Annotated in this window: 12 protein-coding genes and 1 pseudogene; 7 read left to right on the top strand and 6 right to left on the bottom strand. The window is 43.6% G+C overall.

The annotated features are described in order from the left end of the window. Window positions 1-7: 7 nt before the first annotated feature. On the bottom strand, window positions 8-1,393 hold the full coding sequence (gene phoA / locus NYE22_RS17120) for an alkaline phosphatase PhoA (RefSeq protein ID WP_342412002.1): 1,386 nt from the start codon (window positions 1,391-1,393) through the stop codon (window positions 8-10). 528 nt (window positions 1,394-1,921) lie between these two features. Between phoA and lytE the strand changes: the two genes are divergently transcribed. Beyond that, window positions 1,922-2,926, top strand: a complete 1,005-nt coding sequence (gene lytE, locus NYE22_RS17115; RefSeq protein ID WP_003244816.1) for a peptidoglycan endopeptidase LytE — start codon at window positions 1,922-1,924, stop codon at window positions 2,924-2,926. A gap of 70 nt (window positions 2,927-2,996) precedes the next feature. On the opposite strand, the gene citR is transcribed toward lytE, so the two are convergent. Continuing rightward, window positions 2,997-3,872, bottom strand: coding sequence for a transcriptional regulator CitR (gene citR / locus NYE22_RS17110; RefSeq protein ID WP_003233357.1), 876 nt, complete (start codon window positions 3,870-3,872; stop codon window positions 2,997-2,999). A 108-nt stretch (window positions 3,873-3,980) separates the two neighbouring features. Here citR and citA point away from each other — a divergent pair, with 108 nt between their 5' ends. The 4 genes from citA to NYE22_RS17090 all read left to right on the top strand — a co-directional run bounded on the left by citA (window position 3,981) and on the right by NYE22_RS17090 (window position 9,145). Further along, window positions 3,981-5,081: a citrate synthase CitA gene (citA, locus tag NYE22_RS17105; protein ID WP_032721234.1), complete on the top strand. Its 1,101-nt coding sequence runs from the start codon at window positions 3,981-3,983 to the stop codon at window positions 5,079-5,081. A 73-nt stretch (window positions 5,082-5,154) separates the two neighbouring features. Continuing rightward, window positions 5,155-6,024: an SDR family oxidoreductase gene (locus NYE22_RS17100; RefSeq protein WP_032721235.1), complete on the top strand. Its 870-nt coding sequence runs from the start codon at window positions 5,155-5,157 to the stop codon at window positions 6,022-6,024. 249 nt (window positions 6,025-6,273) lie between these two features. Continuing rightward, the gene (bcaP, locus tag NYE22_RS17095; protein WP_232566717.1) at window positions 6,274-7,671 is read left to right on the top strand and encodes a branched-chain amino acid transporter BcaP; all 1,398 of its coding nucleotides are present in this window, start codon (window positions 6,274-6,276) and stop codon (window positions 7,669-7,671) included. A 118-nt stretch (window positions 7,672-7,789) separates the two neighbouring features. Further along, a complete protein-coding gene (locus NYE22_RS17090; protein WP_342412001.1) occupies window positions 7,790-9,145 on the top strand; it encodes a sodium-dependent transporter in 1,356 nt (451 codons plus the stop codon). A 34-nt stretch (window positions 9,146-9,179) separates the two neighbouring features. On the opposite strand, the pseudogene NYE22_RS17085 reads toward NYE22_RS17090, so the two are convergent. Then, window positions 9,180-10,589: pseudogene (locus tag NYE22_RS17085) on the bottom strand (PLP-dependent aminotransferase family protein). A gap of 109 nt (window positions 10,590-10,698) precedes the next feature. Here NYE22_RS17085 and NYE22_RS17080 point away from each other — a divergent pair. Then, window positions 10,699-11,127 carry a GNAT family N-acetyltransferase gene (locus NYE22_RS17080; RefSeq protein ID WP_009966899.1) on the top strand — a complete coding sequence of 143 codons (429 nt, stop codon included), beginning with the start codon at window positions 10,699-10,701 and terminating at the stop codon, window positions 11,125-11,127. 31 nt (window positions 11,128-11,158) lie between these two features. On the opposite strand, the gene NYE22_RS17075 is transcribed toward NYE22_RS17080, so the two are convergent. Genes NYE22_RS17075 through sigM form a run of 3 tightly spaced genes read right to left on the bottom strand, consistent with a single transcriptional unit; the run spans window position 11,159 to window position 12,994 of the window. After that, a complete protein-coding gene (locus NYE22_RS17075; RefSeq protein WP_003233341.1) occupies window positions 11,159-11,449 on the bottom strand; it encodes an anti-sigma-M factor in 291 nt (96 codons plus the stop codon). Continuing rightward, on the bottom strand, window positions 11,437-12,513 hold the full coding sequence (locus NYE22_RS17070; RefSeq protein WP_010886459.1) for an anti-sigma factor: 1,077 nt from the start codon (window positions 12,511-12,513) through the stop codon (window positions 11,437-11,439). The genes NYE22_RS17075 and NYE22_RS17070 overlap by 13 nt, the downstream gene beginning before the upstream one ends. Beyond that, window positions 12,503-12,994 carry an RNA polymerase sigma factor SigM gene (gene sigM / locus NYE22_RS17065; RefSeq protein ID WP_003224177.1) on the bottom strand — a complete coding sequence of 164 codons (492 nt, stop codon included), beginning with the start codon at window positions 12,992-12,994 and terminating at the stop codon, window positions 12,503-12,505. The genes NYE22_RS17070 and sigM overlap by 11 nt, the downstream gene beginning before the upstream one ends. A 196-nt stretch (window positions 12,995-13,190) precedes the next feature. Between sigM and akrN the strand changes: the two genes are divergently transcribed. Continuing rightward, on the top strand, window positions 13,191-14,186 hold the full coding sequence (akrN, locus tag NYE22_RS17060) for an aldo/keto reductase AkrN (protein ID WP_021479663.1): 996 nt from the start codon (window positions 13,191-13,193) through the stop codon (window positions 14,184-14,186). The last annotated feature ends 57 nt before the right edge of the window (window positions 14,187-14,243 follow it).

The raw sequence follows: 14,243 nt of genomic DNA, 5'->3' as shown, positions 1-14,243 counted from the left end.
ATCCTTTTTATTTTCCAGTTTTTAAAATCTTAAATATGATGTTTGCCTGGTCCGTATTGTTAATCAATCCGCGGAATTTTTCTTTTCCGGGGCCGTACGCGTATACCGGTACTTCTTCGCCGGTATGATCGGTACTCGTCCATCCGCTGTTGGAGCGAGTATTAAAAATCTTGATGATGGCTTTGTAGGCCCCTTTGCTTTTGTCAGCCTGTGCAGCTGCTTCAACGCTTTTGATTTCTTCAGATGTGACTTTCAGATTGCCATAGCGGGCGAGCACATCTTTAACCGGCTTGCCTTCACTGATTTTTTTGGCCATGAATTCAGGTGTTTTCTTAGCGGAGAGAATCGGTTCTGCGTGCCAATTCTTTTCCCCGTTTGCGCCAATGGTAAAGCCGCCGGTTGTATGGTCAGCAGTTGCAATCACAAGTGTATGTTTGTCTTTTTTCGCAAATTCAATCGCGGCTTTATAGGTCTGTTCAAAATCTTTAACCTCGCTCATGGCTCCTACTGTATCATTGTCATGGGCCGCCCAGTCAATCTGGCTCCCTTCGACCATCAAGAAAAATCCTTTTTTATTTTGGTTCAGGCGATCAATTGCTGAAACCGTCATGTCTTTGAGAGACGGTGTTTTACTGTCACGGTCGAGCGCTTTAGCAAGCCCTCCATCTGCGAAAAGCCCGAGCACCTGCTGATCTTTATTTTTTTTCAATGCTTGTTTAGTTGTCACATAGCTGTAGCCGGCTTGTTTGAATTCCTTTGTCAAGTTTCTGTCCTTGCGGTTAAAATAAGATTTTCCGCCGCCGAGCAGCACGTCTATTTTATGTTTGCCTTTTATTTTGTCATCCATATAGCTGTTGGCGATTTGGTCCATGTTTTTCCGTGATTCATTGTGAGCGCCATATGCGGCTGGAGTGGCGTGGTTAATTTCAGACGTGGCGACAAGCCCTGTTGACTTGCCTTGCTGTTTGGCCTCTTCAAGTACAGATTTCACTTTTTTTCCGTTTTTATCGACGCCAATTGCATTGTTATATGTCTTAACGCCTGTCGCTAATGCTGTTCCGGCTGCTGCTGAATCTGTAATATTATAGTCAGGGTCATCCGGATGCGTCATCATCATGCCTGTCAGGTTCCGGTCAAATTCTGTTAACTTCGGGTTATTCGGTGTGTCACCGTTATTTTTCATGGAACGGTAGGCTCTTATGTAAGGCGTCCCCATGCCGTCGCCTATCATCACAATGACATTTCTGATCTCAGCTTTGTCTTGTTTTTTGGCGCTGGCCTTTTCTGTTTGCTGAAGCTCAGCTCCGGCAAAGATTCCAGCTGTAAGGACAGAAACAGCGGCGATTGGCAGAAGTTTTGATTTCATATTTTGAAACAAACTCATTTTTTTCATGCCTCCTTTAATGTATTCCGTTTATCATGTTAGGGAAATTTTGTTAAATGCGGCTGTTGATCATGTAAACAATAAGTAAAGCCTTGTAAGGAAATGAAAAAACGCTTTTCGTTATCTTGCCTTATTTGATGTAAAGCATTCATTTTTCAGAAAAATCTTTACCTCTCTGTCTTTGCATGATATGTTTGTTTAAATAAAAAAACTGCGGATAACCACAGCTCTCCTCGAATATTCTTTATCACTCATTTTTCCGATATATGAGCCGACCCCGAAAGTTTTTCATTTATTTCCTTTATGTTGAAAAACATCCCATAAAACATGACAAAAGCACTCGTTTTTTGTCACCTTTGCAACGAAAATGAAATATTTAATACCCTTAAAAACTTTTTTTTAGAACGAATAATTAAGAAATTTGTCACATGAAGTCAAGACTATTTCTGATGGGAATCTATCCTTATAATAGAAGTCAATAAGATTAATTAAAAAAAGAGATACATATATAGAGAGTTAACATTTGGGGAGGAAAATATGAAAAAGCAAATCATTACAGCTACGACAGCAGTTGTTTTAGGATCGACGTTATTTGCAGGAGCGGCATCTGCACAAAGCATTAAGGTGAAAAAAGGCGACACGTTATGGGATCTTTCAAGAAAATACGACACAACGATCAGTAAAATTAAATCAGAGAACCACCTTCGTTCAGACATTATTTATGTGGGACAAACTTTATCGATTAACGGCAAATCTACAAGTTCAAAAAGCAGCAGTTCTTCTTCCTCTTCTTCTACATACAAAGTAAAGAGCGGGGACAGCCTTTGGAAAATTTCAAAAAAATACGGCATGACAATCAATGAACTGAAGAAGCTGAATGGCTTAAAATCAGATTTGCTTCGTGTTGGACAAGTCCTGAAACTGAAAGGTTCAACTAGTTCAAGCAGCTCCAGCTCATCAAAAGTGTCATCGTCTTCAACTTCTACTTATAAAGTGAAGAGCGGAGACAGCCTTTCTAAAATTGCGAGCAAATACGGTACTACGGTTAGCAAATTAAAAAGCTTAAACGGCTTAAAATCAGATGTAATCTATGTCAACCAAGTATTGAAGGTGAAAGGTACAAGCACAAGCAGCTCAAAACCTGCTTCATCTTCATCATCTTCAAGCAGCAAAACGTCATCTACATCACTTAATGTGAGCAAGCTGGTTTCTGATGCAAAAGCGTTAGTCGGAACGCCATATAAATGGGGCGGAACGACAACTTCAGGCTTTGACTGCAGCGGATTCATTTGGTACGTACTGAATAAACAAACAAGTGTGGGCAGAACAAGCACTGCAGGATACTGGAGTTCTATGAAGAGCATTGCCAGCCCGTCTGTTGGTGATTTCGTCTTCTTCACAACATATAAATCCGGCCCTTCTCACATGGGGATTTACATTGGAAACAACAGTTTCATTCATGCAGGATCTGACGGCGTACAAATCAGCAGCCTGAACAACAGCTACTGGAAGCCTCGTTACCTCGGTGCGAAAAGATTCTAATTTTTAGAGAAAACCCGTTCATTGGAACGGGTTTTTTTCATTAGACGGAGCACAGGCGTTTTGGTTGCTCCTAAAAATGAAAATGTGATAAAAAATCCAAGAATTTTTTTTCTTTCTTATTTTCATAAAGGGCAATCGCGTAAGCGCCGGCATAGGGCAGCTGTACAGACTGATAAGGAATTCTGATCATCTGTTTCTCTGCTAACTCACGCTTTACTGTAGATAAAGGCAGAAATGAAACTCCGAGTCCTTCCTTGATAAACCGTTTCGTTATATGTGTTTGAGTGACCTTCATTGTTCTCACAAATGGAAAAGTCATTCTGACTTGACGGAGCAAGTCGTCCCAGTAATCAGGATGATTGTGGGTCAAAAGCAGGTATTGTTCGAGCACCTCTTTGGCATCAATTTCGTTGTCTTCTATGAAACGCTTATCGGGCGGGGCAACAAGGACGACAGGGTCTTTGTATAAGCAGTGGCAGCTTAAAGAAGAAGACTGTACCTTTAAACAGCTTAGTCCGATATCTGCTTCCCCGGCTTTAATCAGTGACGCGATTTCCGCTGATTCGAAAATCGTAACCGCCATTTCTGTTTCCGTATTCATTGCTGTGTACCGTTTCATGACAGAAGGAAGCACAGTATCTGCAATAAGCGGAGAAACCGCGAGCTGTAAGGTTTGAGAGTAGCCTTGTCTCACTCTGTGAAGTTCTGCCATGCTGTTTTCATAATCATCAAGAAGCCTGAGCGCATACGGCAAATACGCCCTGCCTTCATCAGTCAGCTGGATTTGCCTGCCTTTACGCTCGAACAGCTTGCAGCTGATTTCTTTTTCTAATTGCTTGATATGTACGGTCACAGTGGGCTGAGATAAGAAAAGCGTTTCCGCCGTTTTTCGGAAGTTTTCATATTTTGCAGCGGTCACAAAGGTGTGAAGCCATTTGAAATCCATTTCTATTCTCCCTCTGATTAATATTTTTAATTAATTCCCTTTAAAATATTCATTATTTTTTAAATATTATATTTACTATAATAACAGAAAAGGATAGGGGGAATACAAATGGTACATTACGGATTAAAGGGAATTACATGTGTAGAAACATCCATCAGCCATATTGATGGTGAAAAAGGGCGTCTGATTTACAGAGGACATCATGCAAAAGACATCGCACTGAATCATAGCTTTGAAGAAGCGGCTTATTTGATTTTATTTGGAAAACTGCCTTCAACTGAAGAATTGCAGGTATTTAAAGATAAGCTGGCTGCGGAACGGAATCTTCCGGAACACATTGAGCGCTTGATTCAATCACTGCCAAACAACATGGACGATATGTCGGTGCTGAGAACGGTTGTTTCAGCATTGGGGGTAAATACGTACATATTCCATCCGAAAACAGAGGAAGCAATCCGGCTGATTGCAATCACGCCTTCCATCATCGCATACAGAAAAAGATGGACGCGCGGTGAACAAGCAATTGCACCTTCTTCCCAGTACGGACATGTCGAAAACTACTATTATATGCTCACAGGTGAACAGCCTTCAGAGGCAAAAAAGAAAGCGCTTGAAACCTATATGATTCTGGCCATGGAGCACGGCATGAACGCATCCACTTTTTCGGCACGAGTCACGTTATCAACAGAGAGTGATTTAGTGTCAGCCGTCACGTCTGCTCTCGGCACGATGAAAGGTCCGCTGCACGGAGGCGCTCCTTCTGCGGTGACAAAAATGCTTGAAGACATTGGAGAAAAAGAACATGCTGAAGCATATCTGAAAGAAAAACTCGAAAAAGGAGAGCGCTTGATGGGATTCGGCCACAGGGTGTACAAAACAAAAGACCCGCGGGCAGAAGCTTTAAGACAGAAAGCAGAAGAGGTGGCCGGCAATGACCGTGATCTTGATCTTGCGCTGCATGTAGAAGCAGAAGCGATTCGTTTGCTTGAAATCTACAAACCGGGACGAAAGCTGTACACAAATGTTGAATTTTACGCGGCTGCAGTGATGAAGGCCATCGATTTTGACGATGAATTGTTTACTCCGACCTTTTCAGCAAGCCGAATGGTAGGGTGGTGCGCCCATGTGCTGGAACAGGCAGAAAACAACATGATTTTCCGCCCGTCAGCGAAATATACTGGTGCCATTCCCGAGGAAGTTCTTTCATAACATATTTTGGCGTTTATTCATTTCTGTCGTGTGGTAACGTTCAGTATCAACCACATGTCTAGGAGTGATGAATGTGAACCCAATGGACAGACAAACAGAAGGACAAGAACCGCAGCATCAGGACAGACAGCCGGGCATTGAATCAAAAATGAACCCGCTGCCGCTGTCAGAGGACGAGGATTATCGAGGAAGCGGAAAACTGAAAGGAAAAGTCGCGATCATTACTGGAGGCGACAGCGGAATAGGGAGAGCAGCAGCTATTGCCTTTGCTAAAGAGGGGGCTGATATCTCCATTCTATACTTAGACGAGCATTCGGACGCAGAGGAAACACGTAAACGGATCGAAAAGGAGAATGTCCGCTGCCTGCTTATCCCGGGAGATGTCGGGGACGAGAACCATTGTGAACAAGCTGTGCAGCAAACAGTGGACCATTTTGGTAAACTTGATATCTTAGTGAATAACGCCGCTGAACAGCATCCGCAGGACAGCATTCTCAAAATTTCAACAGAACAGCTGGAAAAAACCTTTCGCACAAATATTTTTTCCATGTTTCATATGACGAAGAAAGCTTTGCCTCACCTGGAAGAGGGGAGTGCCATTATTAATACGACATCGATTACCGCTTATGAAGGGGATACGGCGTTAATTGATTATTCCAGCACAAAGGGTGCGATTGTCTCCTTTACGCGTTCCATGGCGAAGTCGCTTGCAGATAAAGGCATCAGAGTGAATGCGGTGGCGCCCGGTCCGATTTGGACACCGCTTATTCCGGCGACATTCCCTGAGGAAAAAGTGAAACAGCACGGCTTGGATACCCCAATGGGAAGACCGGGACAGCCGGTTGAGCATGCAGGCGCCTATGTTCTGCTGGCGTCTGACGAATCTTCCTATATGACAGGGCAGACCATTCATGTGAATGGCGGCCGTTTTATTTCAACGTAATCAACGAAAAACCAGCTCCAGAGCTGGTTTTTTTGTATGGTAAAAAATTTCAAAATAAAAAATTTGTCGATTTTTCTAACAATTTTGTTTTCATTTTTGCAATTTTATATATAATATTGAGTAGGAGAAAGGAATGATTCGCGACCAGTACAAATATAGTAGAAAAAAAGAAAAATGACCATTGTTGCTCATGAATTCAGAAAATTCAAATAAAATATATAAAAATAGATGATCGGGAGTTGAAGGGGAATGAAAGGGAGCGTTTTTAGGAAGAAGAGCATTCAGGATTTAATCGCTGCGACGAGCGGAGAAAAATCTTTAAAAAGAGAATTAGGGGCATTTGATTTAACATTGCTTGGAATCGGCGCCATTATTGGCACAGGGATTTTTGTTCTGACGGGAACAGGTGCAGTCACGGCCGGTCCCGGGCTGACGATTTCATTTGTTGTGGCGGCGTTGGCTTGTTTATTCGCTGCCCTGTCTTACGCGGAATTTGCGTCAAGTGTGCCTGTTTCAGGTTCGGTGTATACATTCACTTATGCGACATTGGGAGAGCTTATGGCCTTTATTATCGGGTGGGATTTAATTTTAGAATATATGCTGGCGGTAAGTGCAGTGTCGGTTGGCTGGTCTGGTTATTTCCAATCGTTTTTATCAGGGCTCGGCATTCATCTTCCGGTTGCTTTAACAGCGGCACCGGGCGCAGTGAAAGGCACCTTTACCCTGTTTAATCTTCCTGCATTCGTCATTGTAATGGCGATCACATATTTGCTTTATTTAGGCATCAAAGAATCAAAAAGAGTCAACAATATCATGGTTATCTTGAAGATACTGGTTGTTCTGCTGTTTATCGCGGTGGCAGCCGTTTACGTGAAGCCGCACAACTGGCAGCCGTTTATGCCAATGGGCTTTGGCGGCGTGTTCAGTGCAGCGGCGCTCGTATTCTTTGCTTTTATCGGATTTGACGCTGTATCCTCTGCTGCGGAAGAAACGAAAAATCCCGCGAAGGATCTGCCTAAAGGCATTATTTTCTCTTTATTGGTTTGCACGATTTTATATGTCACCGTATCAGCGATCATGACTGGGGTTATCCCGTTTGCTCAATTTGCGGGTGTAGATCATCCGGTTTCTCTAGTTCTTCAAAGCGCAGGGCAAAATTGGGTGGCAGGCATCATTGATATTGGCGCCGTGCTGGGAATGACAACAGTTATGCTCGTCATGCTTTACGGGCAGACACGCGTCATGTTTGCCATGTCGCGTGACGGGCTTGTGCCGGACTCACTTTCTAAAGTGCATCCAAAGCACAAAACACCTTATGTAGCCACTTGGTTTTTCGGAACGATGTCGGCGCTTCTCGGCTCACTTGTTCCGCTGGATGAACTTGCAAAGCTGGTGAACATCGGGACGCTGTCGGCATTTGTACTGATTTCTGTGGCAGTTATCGTTTTGAGAAAGAAGCAACCGGATCTTCCGAGAGCCTTTAAATGCCCGGGAGTTCCGTTTATCCCAGGCCTGGCGATTCTGTTCTGCCTGTTCTTGATTTTAAATCTGGGGTGGGTGACGATTGTTCGCTTCCTAGTGTGGCTGTTAATCGGCTTGGTAATCTATTTCCTGTATTCAAGAAAGCATTCAAAATTAAATCAATAACCTTTTGATAAAGAGAGCGGCCATACAGGCCGCTCTCTTTTCTGTTCTTGGCAAATGAATCTATAGAAATGAAGACAAAAATAAGAGATAATATAGGCTGGAAAGGAAGTGACGTTTATTGTCTGAGCAAAAACCAGTCCAATGGGCTTCGAAAATCGGTTTCGTCATGGCAGCGGCCGGCTCGGCTATCGGCTTGGGCGCGATTTGGAAGTTCCCTTACGTAGCGGGGACCAATGGGGGAGGAGCCTTTTTTCTTATCTTCGTGTTATTTACCATCCTCTTAGGCTATCCGCTTTTGGTGGGGGAATTTATTTTTGGAAGACGGAACCAGACGAATGCCATTGATGCATATAAAAAAGAAGCGCCGCGATCAGCTTGGTTTCTTACAGGGTGGATCGGCGTAGCCGCGTGTTTCTTAGTGCTGTCGTTTTACAGTGTAATTGGGGGATGGATTTTACTGTATATCGTAAAAACGGCGTCAGGCTCACTGTCCGGGCTTTCTCAAGCACAGTATGGCTCTCTTTTTGCTTCTATTATCCAAAATCCGGTGCAGACGCTCGCGGCTCAGCTTGTCTTTATGGTACTTACTGTCATCGTTGTCGCAAGAGGGGTTCAAAAAGGGATTGAACGGGTAAGCGCGGTGATGATGCCGATTTTGTTTTTATTGTTTATTCTGCTCGTTCTTCGGTCTCTTACGCTTAATGGTGCAATGGAAGGCGTAAAGTTTCTGCTTGTGCCTCATTTCGGCGATCTGACTCCGGAATCCATATTATTCGCGCTGGGACAGGCCTTCTTTACGTTAACACTGGGGGTTTCGGTGATGGTGACCTACAGCTCCTATTTGCCGAAAACACAAAATATCCCTCGTTCGGCAGCCTCCATTGTCTTGATGAATATCATTGTGACACTCTTGGCAGGTTTGGCTATTTTTCCGGCGGTTTTCTCATTCGGTTTTCAGCCAAATGAAGGACCGACACTGCTGTTTACAGTGCTTCCGGCCGTTTTTGAACAGCTTCCGTTCGGCACGTTGTTTTTTATCGGTTTTCTCGTTGCATTTTTATTTGCAGCCTTAACCTCAGCATTTTCGATGGTTGAAATTATCGTTGCCACAATCGGAAAAGGGGACGAAAAGAAGAGAAAAAAACTGTCATGGACGAGCGGGCTTTTGATCTTTTTGGTCGGAATCCCATGCTGCTTGTCTTATGGCGTATTGAGTGATGTGCACCTATTTGGCAAAACATTTTTTGATATTGCCGATTTTTCCGTCAGCAATGTTTTGATGCCTTCAGGCGCTCTGTTAATTTCTCTATTTATCCCGCTGAAAATATCGAAAAGCGAACTCTTGGCTGAAATGCGAAATGGATCAAATGCAGGTAAAGCATTCTTTTACACGTGGTTTTATTTGCTTCGTTTTATCGTGCCGCTTGCCATTATTATCGTGTTCTTAAATTTAATCGGAATTTTATCTTTTTAAAAAACAGGCTCCGTTTCCGGGGCCTGTTTTTTATTTAATAAGATGATATCAACGGTGCCCATGCCGTTTTCAGTTTTTGGATGCCGAGCCTGATGTCCTCTTCTGACAAACCGCCATAACCGATTAAGACAGAAGCAAAAGGCGTCTGTTCTTTATATGAGGGAGACACGGGATAGATAGTTACACCGTGGTCTGCGGCTGCTTGTATTGCTTCTTCCTCACTTGCTGGAAACAAAAGGCGCAGCAGAATGTGAAGCCCCGAGTTCTTACCGAGAATCTCAACGGTGTTTCCCAGTTCAGAGCGAATGGCTTCTAACAGGATAGTGTGTTTTTTTCGGTATAAGCTTCTCATTCTATTTATGTGTTTTTGCCACTCTCCGGTTTCGATGAAGTCTGCCAGTGCCAATTGCGAGTGGGCAGAAACGGTCTGCTTCATTAACTGAGCATTGTTTTGGATCGGTTCCATGAGTTCAGGGGGCACAATCATGAAGCTGAGCCGCAAGGAAGGCAGAAGTGACTTTGAAAAAGTGCCCAGATATATGACTCTGCCATTCGGATCAAGACCCTGTAAAGACGGAATGGGATGGCCGCTGTAGCGAAATTCTCCATCGTAATCATCTTCTATAATGAATGAATTTGTTCCTGCCGCCCATGCCAGCAGCTCCTGTCTGCGGGTAATCGTCATAATGGTCCCAATCGGAAACTGATGCGAAGGAGTCGTATACATGAGATAAGGATTCTGACGGTAGAGCTCATCCGGCAGGACGCCTTCTGCATCAGAACAAATCGGAGTGACATCCATGTGATTTGCTTCAAACATCCTTCTTGAACGGTAAAAGCCTGGTTCTTCAAAACCGATTTTTGTACCTGGCTTTAGCGAAAGGCAAAGAATTTGCAGAAGCACGGTGGTTCCTGCGCCGATGATAATCTGGCCGGGTTCGCAATTTACTCCCCGAGACAGCTTGACGAATCGGGCAATCATGTGCCTGAGTTCGTATTCTCCTTGAGGGTCGCCAGAGGTGTGAAACGATCTGGAATAGCGATCAAGACTTTTTACTATGCTTTTTCTCCATGCGTTAAAGGGAAAGAGGGTCGGGTCAACGTTGCCCTGATGGAAGTCAATAGCAGGTGCGTTCTTTTCATGTAATCCCGGCTGTACAGACTGCTGAAAATGGTCAGGAGCTGTCGGGAATCCTTGTTCTACTTCCGCCGCGAACCAGCCGATTTTCGTCTTGCTTTTGACATAGCCCTCAGCAGTTAATTGCTCTTAAGCCCGTTCTATAGTTGCCGTGCTGACATCGAGCAAGCTGGAGAGCCTGCGTTTTGACGGAAGTCTTGTTCCCTTTGTTATTCGCGCATGTGAAATTTCTTGTTTAAAAAAGGTATAAAGCTGCTCATACAGCGGTGTTTTGCTCTTTTTATCAAGAAACGGCGTAATATCCATCTCATGTCTCCTTTATATCTGGCATGGTCATTTTTTCTGATATTGGCTATTTGGCTAATGCCATTTATTAGCTATGATCATTGTAACGAAAGGAAAGGGGATTGAGAAGATGATCCATATGAAACAATTAACCTCGAAAGAAGAATGGGCTGAGTCGTATCCGATTATGAGTGAATTGAGAACAGAACTGGATATAGAGACGTATTTACAAAGGCTTGAAGCCTGTGTGCAGAAAGAATCGTATATGCTGTTTGCCTTATATGAAAATACAGCAATCAGAGCGCTGTGCGGGGCTCTGCCGAGAGTTTCCATTCATAAAGGAGAGCACTTGTGGATTGCGGATCTTGTTACAACGGCACCTTGCCGATCAAAGGGATACGGCAAAATGCTTTTGGATTATGCCTCAGACTGGGCGAGAAAAGCCGGACTTGGTTTTGTCAGTCTTTCATCTGGCCTTCAGCGTAAAGACGCACATCGATTTTATACAGATAAAATGGGTTTTACTATAGAAAGTTATTTGTTCCGAAAACCGGTGTAATGAAAAAAAGACGCCTGAAAAGGCGTCTTTTTTAAAAGCCAAACTGTAAATTCGTATCTACAGATACAATGGTATACACACAAATAATCACAAAGAGATTAAGGATGACGCCGAGCAGGCCGGGACCTGTGCGCCCTCTCTTGATGAAGAGTTCAACAACGCCGAACGGAACGGCAGCCATGGCGAACGGAAGCATTTGATAGGAATAAAACGTGACGTTGCTGATAATGGCCAAATTCAGCAACAGCAGGGACAGAACCGCTGTCCCGACAGAGATCCAGCCGAATACATTGTGTTCTTTAAAAATTCTTACCAGTTCCATAATTCCACCTCGCCGACATTCGCTGATTTTACAGATTTATTTTTCAGCATGCGCTGGATTTCCTTGGTTGGCCCTGTAACGACCGAACCGTATACATTGACACCGTTTTTCTCTACATAATCTAATCGGTTATCTACATTCAGGTCTTTCCGTTTTGAAATGACCTGAGCCCATTTTTCGTGTTTGGACATGAATTTTAGGGCGTTGATAAACTGATCGCCATTCGACTTGCCTTTTGTATTAAGGGCGGCCAAGAACTTTGAATCCTTTCCAGGATAGCCAAGAGGTTCTGTGGAAGCTGTCTTATTTGTGTTTTTCTCTGTTTCGATTGCGTTCCACAAAAAGCTCACATCATAGCCTTTGAATTTGTTATACACGTCTTTTGTCGGATATGCACGGTCATATGAAAGGTAGACCTCTGATACCGTTCCTTCAGGCAATGTGCTTAACGTTTTTTCTGCTTTTGCGGTCGTTTGTTCAGACTTGTTTGAAGGATGTGTAAAGTAATGGCCGGTTTTATTCACTTCTAAGTCATAGTAGTTTACTGCCGGCGCTTTTACTTTGTTATAAAACATTTCAACCCGTTCATTCCCTACGGCAGCCGTCTTCGTGCCAATCTGCTTTTGCAGCGGGAATTCCGTATTCATTCCAAATAGCTTCACTTGGCTTTTCAGTCCGGAAGTATCAACAAGAACATTCGGCATGGTCAGGGCTACAGTGACCGCGGCAGTTTCCATAAACTCATTGCCGGTGCTATGTTTTCCACCCATTCCGTAATAGAGGTAGCTTCCCAGCGTACAAAGCGGCAAAATCATCAATGTCGAAATGACGGCAAGCACAGAAATTCGCAAATAAGACTTGCGTTTGCCGTAGGCTAAAATCGCTTTTTGTTTTTCAGGACTGATGCTGAGATCCCAATCGTTATCGTCCTCTAGTTCGCTGTCAATCAGTTCCTGATATACTTCGAGCTTCTCAAGTTCTTCCTCAAATGCAGTCATTTCCTGGTCGCTCATTTCCCCATTTTTATATTGATCAAAACGCTTTTTAAATTCTTCATTCATCATTAACACCTCTATTATAAAGTGCTTTCAGCCGCTGTCTGGCACGAAATAAAACACTTTTAAAATTCGCCTCTGAAATATTCATAATATGGGATGCTTCTTTGTAGTTTAACTCTTTTAAATAATATAGCGTTAAGGCCTCCCGATAATTATCGGGGAGCTCGGACATATAACCAGTCAGCACTTCCTTTATCTCTACCTGATGGGCAGGACTTTGAACAGCATTTTGAAAGAGGCTTCCGATTAAGTCATCAGAAATGGTTACTTCTTTCTTATGCTTTCTGACGTAATCAATGAAGGCGTTTCGCGCCACTTGAAAAAGCCAGGGCTTTACTTTGCTGTGATCATAGGAGTGAATGTGTATGTATGCCCGCATAAAGGTTTCCTGCAGTAAGTCTTCAGCAAGATGCTTGTCTTTTGTCATGGAGAGCAGGAACCTGTAAACATCATTCATGTACATTTGGTAAATTTCATCGATCGTCACTGCCTTTTCTCCCCTCTATGTTATACACGCATAAGAAAGGTTTAAAGTTGCACATTACATGCAAACGGCTTTTTTATACCTAATCAAACACCATTACTATATAGTACCCAAAAATGGCCGCAAAAGATAGTGCGGAGAAAGGTTTAACATTTTTTCCAGAGGGGAAAAGATAGTGAAAAAGTGAAGGAGTGGCACAATGGAATATACCAGTATAGCAGATACAGGAATAGAAGCCTCCAGAATCGGCCTCGGCACATGGGCCATTGGCGGAACGATGTGGGGAGGCACTGACGAAAAAACATCGATTGAAACAATCCGCGCCGCTCTTGATCAGGGGATTACACTGATTGACACCGCGCCGGCTTACGGCTTCGGGCAGTCCGAGGAAATTGTCGGAAAGGCAATCAAAGAGTACGGCAAAAGAGACCAGGTGATTCTCGCAACGAAAACGGCTCTGGACTGGAAGAACAACCAGCTGTTCCGCCATGCGAACAGAGCGAGAATTGTAGAGGAAGTTGAGAATTCTTTGAAGCGGCTTCAAACAGACTATATTGATCTTTATCAGGTGCATTGGCCCGATCCGCTTGTGCCAATTGAAGAAACGGCTGAAGTCATGAAGGAATTATATGATGCGGGAAAAATCCGGGCGATTGGCGTCAGCAATTTTTCAATTGAGCAAATGGATACATTTCGCGCCGTCGCACCTCTCCATACGATTCAGCCTCCATATAATCTGTTTGAAAGAGAGATGGAAGAGAGTGTTCTTCCTTATGCGAAAGATAACAAGATAACAACATTATTATACGGCAGTTTATGCAGAGGGCTGTTAACAGGCAAAATGACCGAAGAATATACATTTGAGGGCGATGATCTGCGTAATCACGATCCAAAATTCCAGAAGCCCCGCTTTAAAGAGTATCTTTCTGCTGTCAATCAATTGGATAAGCTGGCGAAGACACGTTATGGAAAATCAGTGGTTCACTTGGCTGTCAGATGGATCTTAGATCAGCCGGGAGCGGATATCGCTCTTTGGGGAGCAAGAAAGCCTGGGCAGCTTGAGGCCCTATCTGAGATTACAGGCTGGACGCTGAACAGTGAAGATCAGAAAGATATCAATACTATATTGGAAAATACGATATCAGACCCTGTCGGACCGGAGTTTATGGCCCCGCCGACCAGAGAGGAAATATAACAAAAGCTGAGGGCGAATCCTCAGCTTTTTGGCGTTTTAACGGGAGAAATCTTAAAA

Origin of the sequence: Bacillus sp. FSL K6-1560 (assembly GCF_038592935.1) — a bacterium.
Classification (GTDB): domain Bacteria; phylum Bacillota; class Bacilli; order Bacillales; family Bacillaceae; genus Bacillus; species Bacillus subtilis.
The sequence above is the reverse complement of the archived record's forward strand: the minus strand, read 5'-3'. Positions and strand labels throughout refer to the sequence as shown.

Bases quoted from the DNA above. Each gene is read 5' to 3' on its own strand.
- phoA (WP_342412002.1), bottom strand. From the start codon at position 1,393: ATGAAAAAAATGAGTTTGTTTCAAAATATGAAATCAAAACTTCTGCCA.
- lytE (WP_003244816.1), top strand. From the start codon at position 1,922: ATGAAAAAGCAAATCATTACAGCTACGACAGCAGTTGTTTTAGGATCG.
- citR (WP_003233357.1), bottom strand. From the start codon at position 3,872: ATGGATTTCAAATGGCTTCACACCTTTGTGACCGCTGCAAAATATGAA.
- citA (WP_032721234.1), top strand. From the start codon at position 3,981: ATGGTACATTACGGATTAAAGGGAATTACATGTGTAGAAACATCCATC.
- bcaP (WP_232566717.1), top strand. From the start codon at position 6,274: ATGAAAGGGAGCGTTTTTAGGAAGAAGAGCATTCAGGATTTAATCGCT.
- NYE22_RS17080 (WP_009966899.1), top strand. From the start codon at position 10,699: ATGATCCATATGAAACAATTAACCTCGAAAGAAGAATGGGCTGAGTCG.
- NYE22_RS17075 (WP_003233341.1), bottom strand. From the start codon at position 11,449: ATGGAACTGGTAAGAATTTTTAAAGAACACAATGTATTCGGCTGGATC.
- NYE22_RS17070 (WP_010886459.1), bottom strand. From the start codon at position 12,513: ATGATGAATGAAGAATTTAAAAAGCGTTTTGATCAATATAAAAATGGG.
- akrN (WP_021479663.1), top strand. From the start codon at position 13,191: ATGGAATATACCAGTATAGCAGATACAGGAATAGAAGCCTCCAGAATC.